Source organism: Mesorhizobium sp. M4A.F.Ca.ET.090.04.2.1 (genome assembly GCF_003999085.1).
GTDB lineage: Bacteria > Pseudomonadota > Alphaproteobacteria > Rhizobiales > Rhizobiaceae > Mesorhizobium.
Genome location: NZ_RZOT01000035.1, coordinates 1 through 18,863, shown reverse-complemented (window position 1 = coordinate 18,863; position 18,863 = coordinate 1). Strand labels below are relative to the sequence as shown.

Below are 18,863 nucleotides of genomic sequence, written 5' to 3'. Positions count from 1 at the left end.
GGAGCCGAAAGCATGCGGCGCGCCGAAACGGTCGGCGAGCGCCCGGGCTTTCGCCAGATCGCGGCTGGCGATCGCCGACAGGACGCCGTTCTCCGCCTCGACGATCGCCGGCAACAGCTGCTCGCGGCCGATCTTGGCCGTCGACAGAACACCCCATCGGAACATCACGCTTCTCCATGTCGAATTGCATCATGGAGGTGTGCCCCAATTCAGGGGAAAAGCCAATCGCAGACGCGGGTCACAAAGCGTCTTCGTCATCCTCGGGCTTGACCCGAGGATCCATTCCGTGACCTGTGACGTAAGGTGCAACGGTGCAGAATTCTGTAACCGTTGCAACGCCTTAGCATCACGGAATGGATCCCCGGGTCTGCGCGCGTCGCTTCGCTCCTTGCTTCGCCCTGGGATGACGAACCCGAGGGGGGCGAGCTTGGAACTAGCCCCTCTTGCCCGTCAGCGTCATGTCGAAGTTGACGACGTTGGAATAGATCGGCGTGCCGACATCCATGCCGTAGCGCGACCTCAGCACCCTGCCGGTGACGTGGAATTTGATCGTGCCGGCCTTGAGGCTGCTGAGCTCGGCGGTGAATTTTTCCGGAAACGTCTTGCCGCGCGCCGTCAGCCGGCCGGTGACCAAGGCCGTCGTGTCGCCGGTACGGGTCACGCTGGTCGAGCGGAACTGGATTTCCGGGCTGTTGGCGCTGTCGAACACCGCGTCGGAGCGCAGGAAGGCATCGATGCGGTTCTGGCCGGTGCCGACGCTCTCGGGATAGATGGTGAGGTTGACCTGCGAGCGTTCGACATTGGCGTCATCGATGCGGATGCTGCCCTTGAAGCGGGCGAAGGCGCCGTCGAACCCGCCGCCGCCGGCCTTGCCGATGGTGAAACGGATGCTCGATGCGGCCGGGCTGATCGTGTAGCTGCCGGCGGCGTCGCTGAGCGCCACTGCCGCGTAAACAGGCATGGCAAGGCAAGCAGCAACGGCCGCGTATCCGAGGATCCGCGCATGCATGGGGATGGTCCTTTTGCTGAGGCAGCGCATTGCTGCCTTCTCGCCTCACCAACGAATGACGATGCCGTTCTATTCCTCACCTGACGAAGGCGTGATCATGCGCGCAAGCACGCTATCGCGCAGCCAGAAATGGTGGCGCAATGCCGCCAGTATGTGCAGCGCGACAAGCGCGATGCCGGCATAGGCAAGATACCAGTGCGCCGCCGTCCAGAAGCTCTCCGCCGCGTCGGATACGGCCAGCGGCAGGTTGGGCATCACGAACAGATTGAATGGCATGCTGGGGATTTCCAGCGTCGAGACCGACACCAGCGCCCAGCCGGACAGAGGCAGCGCGATCTGGAAGGCATAGAGCAGAATATGCGCGAGTGGTGCTGCCCGCCGCTCCAGGGTGCCGACCGATGACGGCAAGGGTGGCACCGCATTGCCGAGCCGCCACGCGACGCGCAGGATGATCAAGCCAAGCAGCAGGAAGCCGAAGGATTTGTGCAGCTGGATCAGCTCGAAGGCGGTGCGCTGGCTTTCGATCCGCATCATCGCGAAGCCGAGCACGAACTGGCCGATGAAGATCAACCCGATCAGCCAGTGCAGGATGATCGTTGCCCAGCCGTAGCGGGTGGAGGTGTTGGTGATTGACGATTCCATGGCCGAAAAACGCCGCTGAGGTCAGCTTTCTTCCAGGCTACCCTATGCCCCACTCTCCACACAATTCCGGGCGCCGGCGGCGGCCAATAAGGTTGGCGACCAACCTTGGAGCGATGGTTTCGCCGCGGGCCTGCAGCGCGCCTACCCGCTCACCTTGAAGAAATCCACGAAAGCCCTGAGCGCCGGCCGCATCTGCCGACGGCTCGGATAATAGACGAAGAAGCCGTCGAAGGATGGGCACCAGTCATCCAGCACGCGGATCAGCCTGCCGGTTGCGAGCGGGGTGCGGACATAGTCCTCGAAGACGAAGGCGAGCCCGGCGCCGCCGACCGCCGCCTGGGCGATCAGATGGTCCTCGTCGAGGATTAGCGGCCCTTGCGCAGCGATCTCGATCTCCTCGCCGTCCTTCTCGAACTCCCAGCGATAGAGGATGCCGCTGGAAAAGCGGAAGCGGATGCAGCGGTGGTCGGCAAGCTCGCGCGGGTGGCTCGGCTTGGGGCTGGTCGCGAAATAGGACGGCGCGCCGACCACGGCACCGCGAAGATCCGGGCCGATGCGCACCGCGATCATGTCGCGCTGCAGGCTCTCGCCGAGCCTGACGCCGGCGTCGAAGCCGCCCTCGACGACATCGGTGAAGCGGTCCTCGATGACAATTTCCAGCACGATGTCGGGATAGGCGACGGCGAAGGCGCCGAGCCTCGGCGTCAGCGTCAGGTGCGCTGCCGTGCGCGGCACGGTCAGCCGCAGGTTGCCGGCCGGTCGGTCGCGCGCCTCTACCGCCGTCTCCAGCGCAAGGTCGATCTCGGACAATGCTGGCCGCAGCCGTTCGAGCAACTGCGCGCCCTCCTCTGTCGGCGCCACGCTGCGCGTGCTGCGGGCCAGGAGCCGCACGCCGAGCCGGGCCTCCAGGCTCGACACCGCGTGGCTGACTGCCGACGGCGCAATGCCGAGCTCGCGCGCGGCGCCGCGGAAGCTGGCGCATTGGGCGACCGTGGCGAGCACCGCGAGCTGGGAAAGGTTCGTTCGGTTCATTGATCTATCTTTTGGAACAAGTTGTGCGAAAGAGACATGATTATCGAACGGCGTGCAAGGCACTATTTCTCCCCCATCGCAACAAGGAGATGCGCCATGCAAACCCGCAAGCTTGGAACTGAACTCGAAGTCTTCCCCGTCGGCCTCGGCTGCATGGGCATGAGCTTCGGCTATGGCGGCCAGCCGGAAGCCGAGGCGATCGCCACGCTGCGCCGCGCCATCGAGATCGGCGTCACCTTCTTCGACACGGCCGAGGTCTATGGCCCCTACGAGAACGAGATCCTGCTCGGCAAGGCGTTGAAGCCGGTGCGTGACAAGGTGACGATCGCCACCAAATTCGGCTTCAAGATCCTGGAGGAGGGCAGCGGCACCGACCGCATGGCCGGCGTCGACAGCCGCCCCCAACATGTCAAGGCAGTGGCCGAGGCCTCGCTCAAGCGCTTGAATACCGATGTGATCGACCTCTATTACCAGCACCGTGTCGACCCCAACGTGCCGATCGAGGACACAGTCGGCGCCATGGCCGAGCTGGTGCGCGAGGGCAAGGTCCGCGCCCTCGGCCTCTCGGAGGCGAGTGCGACGACCATCCGCCGGGCGCATGCCGTGCACCCGATATCGGCGGTGCAGAGCGAATATTCGCTGTGGAGCCGCGACCCCGAGGATGAGGTGTTCGCCGTCTGCCGCGAGCTCGGCATCGGCTTTGTGCCCTACAGCCCGCTGGGACGCGGCCTGCTCACCGGCACGATCGCCAAGCCCGATGTCCTCGGCGCCGGCGACTGGCGCCTCGGCCTGCCGCGCTTCCAGGCCGAAGCCATGGCAGCCAACGCCAAGGTTGTTGCCACACTGGAAAAGATGGCGGCGGAGAAGGGCGTGACATCGGCACAACTGGCGCTCGCCTGGGTGCTGCACCAGGGCGATTTCATCGTGCCGATCCCCGGCGCGCGGAAAATCCGCCATCTGGAGCAGAACACGGCAGCAGCCGGGGTCGAATTGAGTGCTGCGGAGGTGGCTGCCATCGGCGACGCGCTGTCGCCGGATAAGGTGGTCGGCAAGCGCTATACCGAGGAGCTGATGGCGCTGGTGAATGGGTGAGTACGCAGAATGCTGAATGGAAAGGGACGCTTCGGCGCCCCTTTTGTTGAGGTGCTGGTGCGAGGCACCCCCTCTGTCCTGCCGGACATCTCCCCCTCAAGGGGGGAGATTGGCTGTCACCGCCGCTTTCGCCAATTACGAACGTTTGAAGGAAAGGCGCGGCGTCAAAGCTGCTGATCTCCCCCCTTGTGGGGGAGATGCCCGGCAGGGCAGAGGGGGGCGCCTCGCACACACCTATCTTACCAGGCCACCATACGAATCTCCGGCCAATACTCCCGCGCCCGCGCCCCCTTCACCTCATGCGTCCGCTGATTGTCCAGCGCCCGATTAGGCGTGATGCGGAAGGAAAAAATATCGTCGAGCCCGAACGGCGCCACAAGATCGAGGCGCCCCTGTGCATCGTACCGCACTCCAACCGCGTGCGTCTTCGAAGCAAAATAGCTGACGGACTCGCTTGCGCTCGCATAGCGCGGGCATTCCTGCCCGAACTTCTCCGGATACCACAGATGCACCCGCGCCTGGTTGCGCACCTCGACCGGCAGCGCCAGCCCTGCGAAGTGCAGCGCCGCCCGGCGGATCACCGCATCCTCGGCCTCGTAGGAAAGGTCGGCATCGTCGAAATAGAACAGGTCGACATCCTTGATGCCGTAGCCCGGCGGCTTGCCGGTCAGATGGTTCCAGACGCTGTTGTAGAGCGCGCCCGACACCATCAGCCAGTCCGGCAGCGCGAGATCACGCACCCGCGCCAGTGTTTCGCCAATGAGCGGGTCGGTCGCGATGATGCCGAGGAACGCCGCGCGCTGTTCTTCAAAAGGAAGGCCGGAATAGCGCAGATGGTCCATCGCCCTTTGGAGGACGATTCGCCATCTGACGGCAATCCCCTCAAGTCCTCAGCACGCCGCCCGTCTGCTTGTTGACGTTCTCGACGATGCGTTTGGCCAGCGCCTCGAAATCCTCGTCGGTCAGCGTCTTCTCGAGCGGCTGGATCGACACCTCGATGGCGATCGACTTCTTGGCCGCGCCCAGTGACGCGCCCTCGAAGATGTCGAAGACCGAGACGCCGGTGACCAGCTTCTTGTCGGCAGCGAGTGCGGCGCGCACCAGCGTGCCGGCCTCGACCGTCCTGTCGACGACGAAGGCGAAATCGCGCTTCACCGCCTGGAAGGCGGAGAGCTCCAGCTTCGGCTTGGTCCGTGTCGGCTTGGCTTTTGGCTCCGGCACCGCATCGACATATACCTCGAAGCCGCAGAGCGGCCCGGAGACATCGAGCGCTTCCAGCGTCTTCGGATGGAACTCGCCGAACGTGCCGAGCACCGTCTTCGGCCCGAGCTTGATCGTGCCGGAGCGGCCGGGGTGGTACCAGGCCGGGCCGCCGGGCTCGATCTGCAGCCGGTCGACCGGCGCGCCGCAGGCTTCGAGCGCGGCGATCGCGTCCGCCTTGGCGTCGAACACGCCGACTGGCCCGGAATTGCCGGCCCAGCTGCGGCCGGAGCCGTCGAGTTTGGCCGTGCCGCGCCGCACGCCGGCGGCGACGCGCCGCTGCTGGTCGGGCAAATCGCCTTCATAGGTGCCGGAGACTTCGAACAGCGCCACGTCGCCGATGCCCCGGTCGGCATTGCGTTGTGCCGCCGAAATGAGCCCAGGCAGCAGCGAAGGCCGCATGTCCGACATGTCGGCGGCGATCGGGTTGGCGAGCTTCAGCGCCGTCTGGCCGCCGCCGAACAGCTCGGCATGCTTTGCCGGAATGAAGGACCAGGTCACGGCCTCCATCATGCCGCGCACGGCCAGCGCTCGCTTCGCCGCGCGGGTGCGGATCTGCAGTGTCGTCAGGATCCTGCCGTTGACCGCGTCATGCGCGCCAAGCGGCTGCGGCGCGATGTTGTCGACGCCGTGGATGCGCATCACCTCCTCGACCAGGTCGGCCTTGCCGTCGACATCCGGCCGCCAGGACGGCACCTTCACCTCTACGTCGTCGCCCGAACTGCGCGGCTCGAAGCCCAGGCGGGTCAGGATAGCGAGCGCTTCCTCTCTTGGCACCTCGATGCCGGTCAGCCGCCTGACCTCCGACAACGGGAAGGAAACCACCTTCGCCCTGTGGCCGGCATAGCCGGCAACCTCGATCTCCGTCGGCATACCGCCGCAGAAGTCGAGCACCAGCTTTGTCGCCAGTTCGAGGCCTGGCACCATGAATTCGGGGTCGACACCGCGTTCGAAGCGGTAGCGCGCATCGGAGATGATGCCGAGCGTGCGGCCGGTGCGCGCCGTGGTAATCGGGTCCCAAAGCGCCGACTCGATCAGCACGTCGGTGGTGTTCTCATCGCAGCCGGAATGCTCGCCGCCCATGATGCCGGCGATGGATTCGACGCCGTCCTCGTCGGCGATCACGCACATCTCGGGCGTCAGCGTGTATTCGCGGCCGTCGAGCGCCAGTACCTGTTCGCCGTCCTTTGCCCGGCGTACGGTCAAGTTGCCGGCGACCTTTGCGGCATCGAACACATGCAGCGGCCTGCCGCGGTCGAAGGTGACGTAGTTGGTGATGTCGACCAGAGCGCTGATGGGCCTGAGCCCGATGGCGAGCAGCCTCTGCTGCAGCCATTTTGGCGACGGGCCGTTCCTCACGCCTCTGACCAACGTGAGCGCGAAGCCGGGGCAGAGCTCCGGAGCCTCGATCTTGACCTTGACTGGACACATGCCGGTACCGGCATGTGGCATGATCCCGCCGCCGACGAGCCGGCCGAGCCCGCTCGCCGCGAGGTCGCGTGCGATGCCGTAGACGCTGGTCGCATCCGGCCGGTTCGGCGTCAGATTGATCTCGATCACCGGGTCGTCGAGATGGGCATAGGCGGCGAAGCTGGTGCCGAGCGGCGCATCCGCCGGCAAGTCGATGATGCCATTGTGCTCGTCGGAAATCTCCAGCTCGCGCTCGGAGCACATCATGCCGTGGCTCTCGACGCCGCGGATCTTGCCGACCGAGAGCGTCACGTCGATGCCGGGAACATAGGTGCCGGGCGCGGCGAAGGCGCCGATCAGGCCGGCGCGGGCGTTCGGCGCGCCGCAAACCACTTGCACCGGCGGCTTGCCGTCGCCGGTGTCGACCGTCAACACGCGCAGCCGGTCGGCGTCGGGATGCTGCACTGCCGTCAGCACTTTAGCGATGACGAAGGGCTTCAGGCCCGCCTTGTCGTCGACATGTTCGACCTCGAGGCCGATCGCGGTCAGCCGTTCGACGATCTCGGTCAGCGACGCGTCGGTCTCGAGATGGTCCTTGAGCCAGGAGAGGGTGAATTTCATAGCTGTGTTCCGTTGGGTCTGGGCACGCTGGTCTTCAGGTGTCTCGGCAAGTCGTCCGGCATGTGCAGGAAGGGAAGCTGCTCGCGCACATGGGCATGGTGCGTCGGCTTGAAATAGGCCGGCATGTCCATGGCACCGAGCGTGAAATAGATGTGGCCGTTGAGCCGCCCGTCCACATAGGCGATTGGCGAGCCGCAAATGCCACAGAAGGATCGCGTCACCGGGCCGTTCTCGAACTTCTTCAGCGCCTTGCCGTCGAGCGCCACCTGGTCGGCCATGAAGCCGACAAAGGCCGACACCGGCGCGCCGCTCGCCCGCCGGCAATCGCCGCAATGGCAATAGCTGATGTGGTGCGGCTCGGCTGACGCCTCGAACCGCACCGCGCCGCAGCGGCAGCCGCCGGTGTGCGGCGCTGTCATGCGGAGAGGCCTCCGAACAGCGTCGGCATGTCGAGCGGCCGGAAGCCGTAATGCGACAGCCAGCGCACATCGGCGTCGAAGAAGGCGCGCAGGTCCGGCATGCCGTATTTCAGCATGGCGATGCGGTCGATGCCCAAGCCCCAGGCAAAGCCCTGGTATTCGTTGGGATCGAGTCCGCCATGGCGCAGCACGTTGGGATGCACCATGCCGCAGCCCAGTATCTCCATCCAGTCGGAGCCTTCGCCGAAGCGCACCTCGCCGGGCCGCGAACGGTCGCACTGGATGTCGACCTCGAGGCTCGGCTCGGTGAACGGGAAGAAGGACGGCCGGAAGCGCATCTTGACGTTAGGCACCTCGAAGAACGCCTTGCAGAACTCCTCCAGCACCCACTTCATGTTGGCGACGTTGGCTGATCTGTCGATCACCAAACCCTCGACCTGATGGAACATCGGCGAGTGCGTGGCGTCCGAATCCTGCCGGTAGGTCTTGCCGGGAATGACGATGCGGATTGGCGGCTTCTGCCGCTCCATGGTGCGGATCTGCACCGGCGAGGTGTGCGTGCGCAACAGCTTGCGCTCGCCCTTCTCGTCCGGCTGGAAGAAGAAGGTGTCGTGCATCTCGCGCGCCGGATGGCCTTCCGGGAAGTTCAGCGCGGTGAAATTGTAATAGTCGGTCTCGACATCGGGACCTTCGGCGATGGCGAAGCCGAGGTCGCCGAAGATCGCCGCGATCTCGTCGATGACCTGGCTGATCGGATGGATGCGGCCGCGCTCGGCCGGCGACTGGCGCACCGGCAGCGTCACGTCGACTGTCTCGGCGGCCAGCCGGGCAGCGATCGCCACGTCCTTCAGTTCCGCCTTGCGCGCCGTGAGCGCCTCGGTGACGCGGTTCTTCAGCCCGTTGATCGCCGGGCCTTTCACCTGCCGCTCCTCGGCGCTCATCGCGCCAAGCGTCTTCAGCATTTCGGAGACCGAGCCCTTCTTGCCCAGCGCCGAGACACGCACCGCCTCGATCGCCTGCTCGTCGGCGGCCGACGCAATGTCGGCCATCAGGGAATTTTCGAGAGTTTCCATGTCACTCATGTTCCAGACCTGATTGAGCCAAAGAAAAACCCGCGCCAGCCCTGCCAGCGCGGGTTTCCCAAATCAAGTGTCGAATAAGCTTGGGAAGGCGCTGGTTAGGCTACAGCGCTTTCAAAAGCGTTCGGCGTGGTGTTCTTGAGGTATTCGAGCGCGACCTTGGCCTTGGCCACCAGCGCGGCGAAAGCCTGCGGCTCGTGGATGGCCATGTCCGACAGGACCTTGCGGTCGATCTCGATGCCGGCCTTGTTGAGGCCGTCGATGAAGCGGCCATAGGTCAGGCCGTGCTCGTGGGTCGCGGCGTTGATGCGCTGGATCCACAGCGCGCGGAACGAACGCTTGCGGTTCTTGCGGTCACGATAGGCGTACTGCAGCGACTTTTCCACCGCCTGCTTGGCGATGCGGATGGTGTTCTTCCGGCGGCCGTAGAAACCCTTGGCGGCTTTCAGGACCTTCTTGTGCTTGGCGTGAGCGGTGACGCCTCTCTTTACGCGTGCCATGTCATGATCTCCTTAAAACGTTGTCCAGGCCGAATGCTCAGAGGCCGTTCGGCAGAAAATTCTTGATGACCTTCTTGCCGTCCGGTTCAGCCAGAACCATCGTGCCGCGGGCATCGCGAATGAACTTGTTGGAACGCTTGATCATGCCGTGGCGCTTGCCGGCGGCAGCCGACAGCACCTTGCCGGTGGCAGTAATCTTGAACCGCTTCTTGGCGGCCGATTTGGTCTTCATCTTGGGCATTTTGCTACTCCGTATTGTGGGCGCACCATCGCGCTTCTTGTTCGCTTCGGGCCGACCAAAGCCCGAAAAGCAAATGAAACCGCCACGGCATGCCCTGCCGGGCGGTTTTTGTTTTTTGCTCTGCGTATCGTGCGTTCCGTAAATCAGAGATGATTTCCGGGCCGATACGCGGAACGGCGGTCCTATAGATCAAAGCGGGCCCGGGCGCAACACCTCAGGCTGTGCGACGCTCTGTCCTTCAGGGAAGGCGGAAAAGCACCGGCAGCACACCCGACTGCTGCGCGCCGTCAATCAGCTCGAAGGCCGGCAGGGCGACCAGGAACACCAGCCCGTCGAGCAGCGTGGTGAGCAGCAGGCGCGGCTTGAAGCTGCCGGTATCGCCTTCATCGTAGAGCGAGAGGTTGGGAAAGAAGCGCGGCACGCGCGCGACATAGGTCTGGTAGGGTGCGCCGAGCGCCTCCTTGAGGAACTTCTCCTCGCGCAGGATGACGATGTGGAAGGCGCCGGCGCATAGGGCCGCGAAGAGGATGATCCCGGTGAACGAGCCGATCTGCGCCCCGACGCCGGCGGCGGCGACCGTCGAGAACACATAGAGCGGGTTGCGGGTGATCGAGTAGGGGCCGCCGGTAACCACTTCGGAGGATTTGCGTCCGCCGATATAGAGCGTCGACCACAGGCGGCCGACGACGCCGAGGAAGATCAGCAGCACACCCAACATCTCGATCGACTCATGCACCCAGGTATCGGGCGGAAAGGTCGACTGGCCGAACAACAGCGCTGCGAACAGCACCACGATCAGCACCGCAATCACCATTCTGCGTATTTGCTGGTAATTGCCCAACCCATATTTTGCATGGGTGGTGTCAGGGAATTTGACGTCATCGACCATGATACATCCGATCGTCGAGATTGCCGGCGATCGGATTGAAAACTGGCGCCCCGCCGATCGTCGGGACGCCCTGCTCCGCAATTCAGGCGGATTTTAGGGCACGCTGCGGTGAAGGCTGGTCAATTCTGCTTTCTCGAAGCCGTGATCGAAGCGAAGGCTTGGGCAGTCATGCGGCACGGATCGGACTGGAAGAAGGTGCCCGCCCCGTTTAACGGGGCGCCAGCACCATCATCATCTGGCGGCCTTCGAGCTTTGGTTCCGCCTCGACCTTGGCGATCGGCGCCACCTCCTCGCGGACCTTGTTCAGAAGCTGCATGCCGAGTTCCATATGCGCCATCTCGCGGCCGCGGAAGCGCAGCGTAAGCTTGACCTTGTCGCCTTCCTCGAAGAAGCGGCGCACCGCCTTCATCTTGGTCTCGTAGTCATGGCTGTCGATGTTCGGGCGCATCTTGATCTCCTTGATCTCGATGACCTTCTGGTTCTTGCGCGCCTCGGCCGCCTTCTTCTGGTTGGCGTATTTCAGCTTGCCGAGATCGAGGATTTTTACGACGGGCGGCTGTGCGTTGGGCGATATCTCGACGAGGTCGAGCCCGGCTTCTTCGGCGAGCAGCAATGCGTCGTTGATGGAAACTTCGCCACGGTTCTGGCCTTCGGCGTCGATAAGCTGGACCCGGGGAACCCGGATGTCACGGTTGGAGCGCGGCCCATCCTTGGTGGGCGCCGCTGCTTTGAAAGGTCTGCGAATGGTCGTGGTCTCCTTGGGCCGTTTCGTTCAGGGTTCAAAAGTTCGGATCGTCGGGACGCGCCAATGTGGTGAGCGCGCGGCGCAAGTCAATAGCACAGGCTTCTCAAGAAATCACCTGATCCCGCGCCTGCACCAAGCAAAGAAAGTTACTGAGCACTTTTCGTCGAACGCCCCGCCGTGCCAAAAGACCGGCGTGAGGAACAGGACCTACCGCCAGCCATGACCGCCAACGCTCCCGTGTATCTGGATGTCGAGGGAACCAGCATCGCCGTCAGGCAGGCGCAAGGTGCCGCGCCCGGCATCGTCTGGCTCGGCGGCTACAAATCGGACATGCTGGGCACCAAGGCCGAGACGCTGGCCGGATGGGCGGCAAAAGATGGCCGGGCCTTCTTGCGCCACGATTATTCCGGACATGGCGAGTCCGGCGGCGCCTTCGCCGACGGCACCATCTCGAAATGGCTGGCCGAAAGCCTTGCTGTGTTTCGCCGTTTCACGCAGGGCAGCCAGATCCTGGTCGGCTCCTCGATGGGCGCCTGGATTGCGCTGCGCATGGTGCAGGAGCTGCGCAAGACGGGTGACGCCAACGTCGCCGGCCTGGTGCTTTTGGCGCCGGCGCCGGATTTTACCGCCGAGTTGATCGAGCCGGTGCTGACCGAGGCGCAGAAACACGATCTGTCCGAGAAAGGGTTCTTCGCCGAACCGTCGGACTATTCGGCCGAGCCCTATATCTACACCCGTGCTCTGATCGAGGACGGCAGGCGGAACCTGGTGATGGACGGGCCGATCGATACCCATTGCCCGGTGCACATCCTGCAGGGCCTCGCCGATCCGGAAGTGCCGTCCAGCCATGCGCTGAAGCTCGCGGCGCTCCTGCCGGCCGACGACGTGACGCTTTCGCTCATTCCTGACGGCGACCACCGCCTGTCACGGCCGCAGGATCTCGACATGCTGGTGCGGGTGGTGGGCGATGTGGTGCAGCGAGGCCCGTGAGCATGCGCATCTCCATTCCGATATCCGCTTTCGTTGCGGCGATCATCGGTTTCGGCGGCACGCTGGCCGTCGTCATCGCCGCCGCCAAGGCGGTCGGCGCGACCCAGACCGAAACCGCGAGCGGGGTGACGGCGATCTGCCTGGCGATGGCCGTCGAGTGCCTGTGGCTGTCCTGGCGCACGAAGATGCCCATTATCACCGCCTGGTCGACGCCCGGTCTGGCGCTGGTCGCGGCATCGAGCGGCTTTTCCGTGGGCGAGGCGGTCGGCGCCTTCATCGTAACTGCCGTCCTTTTGGTCGCCACCGGCCTGTTCAAGCCGCTGACCCAGCTGATTGCCAGGATTCCGCCGTCCGTTGCTTCCGGCATGCTGGCCGGCATCCTCGTCGGCTTCGCCACCAATGCCTTCAAGGCCATTCCCGGCGACCCCTGGCTGATCCTGCCGCTGATCGCGGCCTTCTTCGTCATCCGGCTGTTCAACCCGGCGCTGTCGGTGCTGGCGGTGCTGATCGGCGGCGGGCTGGCCGCCTTCCTGACCGGCCGTGTCGGCGGCCTGCCGGTGCCGGAACTGTCGACGCTGACGCTGATCGCGCCGCATTTCACGGCGAGCGCCATCATCGGGCTCGCGCTGCCGCTCTACCTTGTCACCATGGCTTCGCAGAACCTCTCCGGCCTCGCCGTGCTCAGAGCCGCCGGCTATCATCCCGAGCCCGGCCCGCTGATCGGCGTTACCGGCTTCTTTTCCCTGCTGTCGGCGCCATTTGGCGGCGCCACCTCCAACCTGGCGGCCATTTCGGCGGCGATCTGCACCGGGCCGGACGTCCATCCCGACCCCGCCGAACGCTGGAAGACCGGGCCTTTCTACGCACTCGCCTATTTCGTCTTCGCCGTCTTCGGCGCCTCGCTGGTGGCGATCTTCGCAGTATTGCCGCAGAGCCTGATCGTGCTGGTGGCGGGTCTTGCGCTGATCGCGCCGCTGACCAATGCGCTTTCGATCGCGCTCAAGGACGAGGGCCACCGCATGGCCGCGATCGTCACCTTCGCCGTCACCGCTTCGGGCCTGACGCTGTTCGGCGTTGGCGCGGCATTTTGGGGCCTGGTCGCCGGCATGGTTGTGCTTTTCCTCGAAGAACTCAAAATGAGACAATCATTTCAGCCTCTTGTCCGCTTTTGGGTGCGCTCGTCTTGAATCGCTGTTTTGCCCTTCCCATTTCGATTCCACGCAGCCGGAATTGGCTGTCTCCAACGGAAGGACTGGGAGAAAATGAACACAACTGCATTGATCCGTCCGGCCTGGACGCCGGCGACCATCGCACTGATGGTGATCGGCTTCATGGTGTTCTGGCCGCTCGGCTTCGCCATGCTCGCCTACATCATCTGGGGCGACCGGCTCGACGGCTTCAAGCGTGACGTGAACCGCGCTACCGACGGCATCTTCGCCGGCTGCCGCCGCGGCTCCGACAAGGCCGCGCGCTGGGGCCACGGCTCGTCGCGCACCGGCAACGTCGCCTTCGACGATTGGCGCGAGAAGGAGCTCGACCGCCTGGCCGAGGAACGCCGCAAGCTTGACGAGATGCTGACGGAGTTCGATGAATATGCCCGCGAGCTGCGCCGCGCCAAGGACCAGGACGAGTTTGACCGTTTCATGGCTCAGCGCAACAAGCCGACCGCTCCGACGACGACCACCGGGTCGACGACTTCGAAGCGCGGCAAGGGCTCGAACCTGCTTGACGACTGAGACCCCGCGACAGGTCTCGGCACGATAGGCGGCGTCGCGCGAGCGGCGCCGTTTCTTTTTTGTTCTATCCGTTTTCCTCGAATCGCGTATCGTTCTGCCATGACCATCGGGTTCTTCCGCAATCTGACGAAACCCAAGCCAGCGCCTGTCGTCGAGCGCGAGCATAAAGTCGCCGGTCGCACGCTGCCGCTCAAGATCGTCGAGAACCACAGGGCGCGCCGGTTGACGCTGCGCATCGATTCCGGCGGCCAGGGCCTGCGCATCACCGTGCCGCCGGGCCTGCGCCGCGGCGAGGTGGAGAAATTCCTGGATCGTCATCAGGATTGGCTGGAGCAGCGGCTGGCCAAGGTGCCGACAAGGCCGCAGGTGCGGCCGGGCATCAAGATTCCGGTGCGCGGCGTGGCGCATCGCATCGTCCATGATCCGTCCAAGCGTGGCACCGTCACCATCTCGCGCGACGAGCGCGGCCCGCTGCTCATCGTGCATGGCGAGCGCGTGCACCTGCCGCGCCGCATCGCCGATTATCTGAAGCGCGAGGCCAAGCGCGAGATCGAGAAGCTGGTGGTCAAACACACCGAAGCGCTCGGCAAGCGCGCCAAGGCGATCCGCTTCAAGGACACCTCCAGCCGCTGGGGCTCGTGCACCTCGGAAGGCAATCTATCCTTCTCCTGGCGCATCATGATGGCGCCGGCGCCGGTGATAAACTACCTCGTCGCGCATGAGGTGGCGCATCTGAAAGAGATGAACCACGGCCCGAAATTCTGGAAACTGTGCGAAAAGCTCTGCCCCGACACCGACCGCTGCAAGGACTGGCTGAAGCGCAATGGCGGCGCCCTGCAGGCCATCGTGTTCGATTGACGCTGCGGGCGGCCTTGGGCCGGCCGCTCAGTCATCATTCGCCGCGTTCAGTTCCTCCGGTCGCAACCCCTCGGCGCCATGTTGTGGCCACGGCAGGAAATTGCGGTCGAAGGCGTCACCACCGAAATAATCCAGCGCGCGGTGCGCCTCGGCGCCGTTGAAGGCGGCCTTGTCCATCAGATGCGAGATCACCTCGCGCGCTTGCGCGATCTTCTGCCTGAGTTCGGCAACGGTCTGGTCGGCCATGATTGTCTGCTCCCGCCTGTTGTCCCTCTTTGAAAGGTAGTGCTTTCCGCGGTGGCGGCAACAGCATGCTTTTTCTCGACTCTTCGGCCGTTTCGTGCCAATCCCCGCGCCATGGCGCTCGACATCAAGATCTGCGGGTTGAAGACCGACGAGGCAATGGCCGCGGCGCTGGCTGGCGGCGCCAGCCATGTCGGCTTCATCTTTTTCGCCAAGAGCCCTCGCTATATCGAGCCCGCCGACGCTGGCCGTCTGCGCGAGGCGGCGCGCGGCAAGGCCCTGGCGGTTGCCGTGACCGTCGACGCCGGTGATGCGTTCCTGGATGAGATCGTCGCCAGGATGCAGCCTGATATGCTGCAGCTGCATGGCACCGAAACGCCCGAGCGGGTGGCCGAGGTGAAAGCCCGCTATGGCCTGCCGGTGATGAAGGCATTGTCGATCAGCGAAGGGGCCGATCTGGAGCGGATAAAACCGTTCGTCGGCATCGCCGACCGCTTCCTGTTCGACGCCAAGCCGCCGAAAGGTTCCGAATTGCCGGGCGGCAACGGCGTCGCCTTCGACTGGCATATCCTTGCCGGCCTTGACGCCGGCGTCGATTACATGCTTTCCGGTGGGCTCAACGCCGCCAACATCGGCGATGCCCTGAGATCAGCCAATCCGCCCGGTATCGACATTTCGTCGGGGGTGGAGAGCGCCCCGGGCGTCAAGGAACCGGCGCTGATCGAGCAGTTTTTCCGGGCCGTCAGGGCCGCGCGCGACGACCGCGCCGCCTGAGCAATTCTTGAACCAGGAGATCGGCGATGAACAAGCCGGCTATGCCCAATTCCTTCCGCACCGGGCCCGACGAGCAGGGCATGTTCGGCATCTTCGGCGGCCGCTTCGTCGCTGAGACGCTGATGCCGCTGATCCTCGACCTCGAACGACACTGGAACGAGGCCAAGAATGATCCGGAGTTCAAGGCCGAGCTAACCGCCCTGTCGACCTACTATGCCGGGCGGCCGTCAAAGCTCTATTTCGCCGAAGGCCTCACGAAACATCTCGGCGGCGCCAAGGTCTATTTCAAGCGCGAGGATTTGAACCACACCGGCTCGCACAAGATCAACAATTGCCTCGGCCAGATCCTGCTTGCCAAGCGCATGGGCAAGAAGCGCATCATTGCCGAGACTGGCGCCGGCCAGCATGGCGTTGCCTCCGCCACAGTCGCGGCGCGCTTCGGCTATCCGTGCGTCGTCTACATGGGCGCCACCGACGTCGCCCGCCAGAGCCCCAACGTCTTTCGCATGAAGCTGCTCGGCGCCGAGGTGCGGCCGGTCACCGCCGGCCACGGCACGCTGAAGGACGCCATGAATGAGGCGCTGCGTGATTGGGTGACCAATGTCGAGGACACCTATTACCTGATCGGCACCGCGGCCGGCCCGCATCCCTATCCGGAGCTGGTGCGCGACTTCCAGTCCGTGATCGGCACGGAAGCCCGCGCCCAGATCCTTGAACAGGAAGGCCGGCTGCCCGACACGATCATCGCCGCCGTCGGCGGTGGCTCCAACGCCATCGGCCTGTTCCACCCTTTCCTCGACGACAAGGACGTCCGCATCATCGGCATCGAGGCCGGCGGGCGCGGCCTCGACGGCGTCGAGCATTGCGCCTCGATGAACGCCGGCGCGCCCGGCGTGCTGCATGGCAACCGCACCTATCTTCTGCAAAATTCGGATGGCCAGATCATGGACGGCCATTCGATCTCGGCCGGTCTCGACTATCCGGGCGTCGGGCCGGAGCATTCCTGGCTGCGCGACTCTGGCCGCGTCGAATATGTGCCGATCCTCGACGACGAGGCGTTGGAAGCCTTCCAACTGACGACGCGCGTCGAAGGCATCATCCCGGCGTTGGAATCGGCCCATGCCATCGCCCATGCGATGAAGATTGTGCCGGCCATGGACAAGGACCAGATCGTCATCGTCAACCTGTCCGGCCGCGGCGACAAGGACGTGCACACGGTGGCCAACATGCTGGGCATGGAGATCTGAACATGACGACCCGCATCGACCGCCGCATGGCCAAGTTGAAAGCCGAGGGCCGCCCGGCGCTCGTCACCTATTTCATGGGCGGCGACCCCGACTACGACACTTCCCTCGCCATCATGAAGGCGCTGCCCGGAGCAGGCAGCGACGTCATCGAGCTCGGCATGCCGTTTTCCGATCCAATGGCCGACGGTCCGGCCATCCAGGCGGCGGGCCTGAGAGCCCTCAAGGGCGGCCAGACGCTGGTCAAGACGCTGAGGATGGCGTCGGAATTCCGCGCGAGCGACAATGAGACGCCGATCGTGCTGATGGGCTACTACAACCCGATCTACATCTACGGCGTCGAGCGCTTCCTCACCGACGCCAAGGCGAGCGGCATCGACGGGCTGATCGTCGTCGACCTGCCGCCGGAAATGGACGAGGAACTCTGCATCCCGGCGCTGAAAGCCGGCATCAACTTCATCCGCCTGGCGACGCCGACCACCGACGACAGGCGCCTGCCCAAGGTGTTGGAGAACACCTCCGGCTTCGTCTATTACGTCTCGATGACCGGCATCACCGGCTCCGCGCTCGCCGACACCGCCAAGGTGGCGGCGGCGGTCAAGCGCATCAAGGGTCACACCGAGCTGCCGGTCTGCGTCGGCTTCGGCGTCAAGACCGCCGAGCAGGCGCGCACCATCGGCGCCTCGGCCGACGGCGTCGTCGTCGGCACCGCCATCGTCAACGCGGTCGCCAACGTGCTGGGGCCGAAGGGCGAAAAGACCGCCGATCCGGCCGAGGCGGTGGCTACTTTGGTCAGCGGCCTTGCCCAGGGCGTCCGCTCGGCCCGCCTTGCCGCCGCCGAATAGTTTTCCTACCTCTTCCTCGTCAGGACGGGAGCCGAAGCGATGAACTGGATCACCAATTACGTTCGCCCGAAGATCAATTCGATGCTCGGCCGGCGCACCGACATGCCCGAGAATCTCTGGATCAAGGATCCCGAGACCGGCGAGATGGTGTTCCATAAGGATCTCGAATCCAACCAGTTCGTCATCCCGTCCTCCGGCCATCACATGAAGATCTCGGCCAAGGAGCGGCTGAAGTATTTCTTCGACGACGGCAAATACGAGACGCTGGAAAATCCCAAGGTCGTGCAGGACCCGCTGAAATTCCGCGACGAGAAGCGCTACACCGACCGGCTGAAGGACGCCAAGGCCAAGACCGGGCTGGAGGATGCGATCGTCAATGCGCTGGGCAGCATCGAAGGCCTGCCGGTGGTGGTGACCGTGCAGGACTTCGCCTTCATGGGCGGCTCGCTCGGCATGGCCGCCGGCGACGCCATCGTCCATGCGTTCGAGGTTGCCCTGCAGCGCAGGCGGCCGCTGATCCTGTTCGCGGCCTCCGGCGGCGCCCGCATGCAGGAAGGCATCCTTTCACTGATGCAATTGCCGCGCACCACGGTCGGCGTCGACCGACTGAAGGAAGCCGGCCTGCCCTATATCGTCGTGCTGACCAACCCGACGACCGGCGGCGTCACCGCCTCCTATGCCATGCTGGGCGACGTCCACATCGCCGAGCCCGGTGCGCTGATCGGCTTCGCCGGGCCGCGCGTCATCGAGCAGACCATCCGCGAAAAACTGCCCGACGGCTTCCAGCGCTCCGAATATCTGATGGAGCACGGCATGGTCGACATGGTGGTGTCGAGGCTGGAGATGCGCCAGACCATCGCGCGGCTTCTGAAGATGCTGCTCAAGATGCCGCAGGCAGACAAGCCGCTCGAGCCCGAGATCCTGCCGCCGGCGCTCGCCCAGCCGGAAGCGCGACCGCAGGCGTGACGCGACACTGAACGCCGCGAGGCGCGATTGCGCGCACCGTCCGGTGCTGTAGCTTTTTGATTTGCGCATGATCCTTTCCGAAACCGATTTCCGGTTTCGGGGTCATGCGCTAGGATTCGTCCATGACAACGCTTGCCGCCGACCGCGAAATCGAAAGCCTGATGGCGCTTCACCCGAAGGGCTTCGACCTTTCGCTCGACCGCATCACGCGGCTGCTCGAACGTCTCGGCAATCCGCAGGAGTTGATCCCGCCGGCAATCCACATTGC

Annotated in this window: 20 protein-coding genes and 3 pseudogenes; 10 read left to right on the top strand and 13 right to left on the bottom strand. The window is 64.5% G+C overall.

All coding sequences use genetic code 11. The features are described 5' to 3' along the window. The 4 genes and pseudogenes from EN781_RS35120 to EN781_RS04715 form a co-directional block, all read right to left on the bottom strand. Positions 1-165: pseudogene (locus EN781_RS35120) on the bottom strand (gfo/Idh/MocA family oxidoreductase); the annotation flags it as partial. Between the two features lie 268 nt (positions 166-433). Continuing rightward, positions 434-1,009, bottom strand: a complete 576-nt coding sequence (locus EN781_RS04725) for a YceI family protein (protein ID WP_126057146.1) — start codon at positions 1,007-1,009, stop codon at positions 434-436. A gap of 69 nt (positions 1,010-1,078) precedes the next feature. Next, positions 1,079-1,651, bottom strand: coding sequence for a cytochrome b (locus EN781_RS04720; protein WP_126057145.1), 573 nt, complete (start codon positions 1,649-1,651; stop codon positions 1,079-1,081). Between the two features lie 141 nt (positions 1,652-1,792). After that, positions 1,793-2,683, bottom strand: a complete 891-nt coding sequence (locus EN781_RS04715; RefSeq protein ID WP_126057144.1) for a LysR family transcriptional regulator — start codon at positions 2,681-2,683, stop codon at positions 1,793-1,795. A gap of 96 nt (positions 2,684-2,779) precedes the next feature. Between EN781_RS04715 and EN781_RS04710 the strand changes: the two genes are divergently transcribed. Beyond that, a complete protein-coding gene (locus EN781_RS04710) occupies positions 2,780-3,775 on the top strand; it encodes an aldo/keto reductase (protein WP_126057143.1) in 996 nt (331 codons plus the stop codon). A 239-nt stretch (positions 3,776-4,014) separates the two neighbouring features. Here EN781_RS04710 and EN781_RS04700 read toward each other — a convergent pair whose 3' ends face one another. The 8 genes from EN781_RS04700 to infC all read right to left on the bottom strand — a co-directional run bounded on the left by EN781_RS04700 (position 4,015) and on the right by infC (position 10,939). After that, positions 4,015-4,617 (bottom strand): nucleotidyltransferase family protein, encoded by a 603-nt coding sequence (locus tag EN781_RS04700; protein ID WP_126057142.1) that lies wholly within the window; start codon positions 4,615-4,617, stop codon positions 4,015-4,017. A gap of 40 nt (positions 4,618-4,657) precedes the next feature. Continuing rightward, positions 4,658-7,066: a phenylalanine--tRNA ligase subunit beta gene (gene pheT / locus EN781_RS04695; RefSeq protein ID WP_126057141.1), complete on the bottom strand. Its 2,409-nt coding sequence runs from the start codon at positions 7,064-7,066 to the stop codon at positions 4,658-4,660. After that, complete coding sequence (locus EN781_RS04690) at positions 7,063-7,485, bottom strand: GFA family protein (protein ID WP_126057140.1); 423 nt, start codon at positions 7,483-7,485, stop codon at positions 7,063-7,065. Before EN781_RS04690 ends, pheT begins: the two co-directional genes overlap by 4 nt. After that, entirely contained in the window at positions 7,482-8,567 is a 1,086-nt protein-coding gene (gene pheS, locus EN781_RS04685) for a phenylalanine--tRNA ligase subunit alpha (RefSeq protein WP_126057139.1), read from the bottom strand. Before pheS ends, EN781_RS04690 begins: the two co-directional genes overlap by 4 nt. A 95-nt stretch (positions 8,568-8,662) precedes the next feature. Further along, complete coding sequence (gene rplT / locus EN781_RS04680; RefSeq protein WP_042637600.1) at positions 8,663-9,064, bottom strand: 50S ribosomal protein L20; 402 nt, start codon at positions 9,062-9,064, stop codon at positions 8,663-8,665. Positions 9,065-9,101: 37 nt separating this feature from the next. After that, a complete protein-coding gene (gene rpmI / locus EN781_RS04675) occupies positions 9,102-9,305 on the bottom strand; it encodes a 50S ribosomal protein L35 (protein ID WP_027166935.1) in 204 nt (67 codons plus the stop codon). 238 nt (positions 9,306-9,543) lie between these two features. Beyond that, positions 9,544-10,194, bottom strand: a complete 651-nt coding sequence (locus EN781_RS04670; protein ID WP_126057138.1) for an isoprenylcysteine carboxylmethyltransferase family protein — start codon at positions 10,192-10,194, stop codon at positions 9,544-9,546. Between the two features lie 208 nt (positions 10,195-10,402). Further along, on the bottom strand, positions 10,403-10,939 hold the full coding sequence (gene infC / locus EN781_RS04665; RefSeq protein ID WP_126057137.1) for a translation initiation factor IF-3: 537 nt from the start codon (positions 10,937-10,939) through the stop codon (positions 10,403-10,405). Positions 10,940-11,158: 219 nt separating this feature from the next. Here infC and EN781_RS04660 point away from each other — a divergent pair, with 219 nt between their 5' ends. The 4 genes from EN781_RS04660 (at position 11,159) to EN781_RS04645 (ending at position 14,523) form a co-directional block, all read left to right on the top strand. Beyond that, positions 11,159-11,929 carry an alpha/beta hydrolase gene (locus EN781_RS04660; RefSeq protein ID WP_126057136.1) on the top strand — a complete coding sequence of 257 codons (771 nt, stop codon included), beginning with the start codon at positions 11,159-11,161 and terminating at the stop codon, positions 11,927-11,929. Positions 11,930-11,931: 2 nt separating this feature from the next. Then, positions 11,932-13,116 (top strand): benzoate/H(+) symporter BenE family transporter, encoded by a 1,185-nt coding sequence (locus EN781_RS04655; RefSeq protein WP_126057135.1) that lies wholly within the window; start codon positions 11,932-11,934, stop codon positions 13,114-13,116. A 75-nt stretch (positions 13,117-13,191) separates the two neighbouring features. Beyond that, positions 13,192-13,665 (top strand): DUF2852 domain-containing protein, encoded by a 474-nt coding sequence (locus EN781_RS04650; protein WP_126057134.1) that lies wholly within the window; start codon positions 13,192-13,194, stop codon positions 13,663-13,665. A 99-nt stretch (positions 13,666-13,764) separates the two neighbouring features. Further along, the gene (locus EN781_RS04645) at positions 13,765-14,523 is read left to right on the top strand and encodes a M48 family metallopeptidase (RefSeq protein ID WP_126057133.1); all 759 of its coding nucleotides are present in this window, start codon (positions 13,765-13,767) and stop codon (positions 14,521-14,523) included. A 27-nt stretch (positions 14,524-14,550) separates the two neighbouring features. Here EN781_RS04645 and EN781_RS04640 read toward each other — a convergent pair whose 3' ends face one another. Beyond that, positions 14,551-14,769 (bottom strand): hypothetical protein, encoded by a 219-nt coding sequence (locus EN781_RS04640; protein WP_126057132.1) that lies wholly within the window; start codon positions 14,767-14,769, stop codon positions 14,551-14,553. A gap of 111 nt (positions 14,770-14,880) precedes the next feature. On the opposite strand from EN781_RS04640, the gene EN781_RS04635 reads away from it, so the two are divergent. From EN781_RS04635 to EN781_RS35115, 5 genes and pseudogenes are all read left to right on the top strand, one after another. Further along, positions 14,881-15,540: a phosphoribosylanthranilate isomerase gene (locus tag EN781_RS04635; protein WP_126057131.1), complete on the top strand. Its 660-nt coding sequence runs from the start codon at positions 14,881-14,883 to the stop codon at positions 15,538-15,540. A 26-nt stretch (positions 15,541-15,566) separates the two neighbouring features. Next, positions 15,567-16,787: a tryptophan synthase subunit beta gene (gene trpB, locus EN781_RS04630; protein ID WP_126057130.1), complete on the top strand. Its 1,221-nt coding sequence runs from the start codon at positions 15,567-15,569 to the stop codon at positions 16,785-16,787. A 2-nt stretch (positions 16,788-16,789) separates the two neighbouring features. Continuing rightward, positions 16,790-17,629, top strand: a complete 840-nt coding sequence (gene trpA / locus EN781_RS04625; protein ID WP_126057129.1) for a tryptophan synthase subunit alpha — start codon at positions 16,790-16,792, stop codon at positions 17,627-17,629. 39 nt (positions 17,630-17,668) lie between these two features. Next, positions 17,669-18,535, top strand: a pseudogene (accD, locus tag EN781_RS04620) (acetyl-CoA carboxylase, carboxyltransferase subunit beta); the annotation flags it as partial. A 182-nt stretch (positions 18,536-18,717) separates the two neighbouring features. Beyond that, positions 18,718-18,863, top strand: a pseudogene (locus EN781_RS35115) (bifunctional folylpolyglutamate synthase/dihydrofolate synthase); the annotation flags it as partial.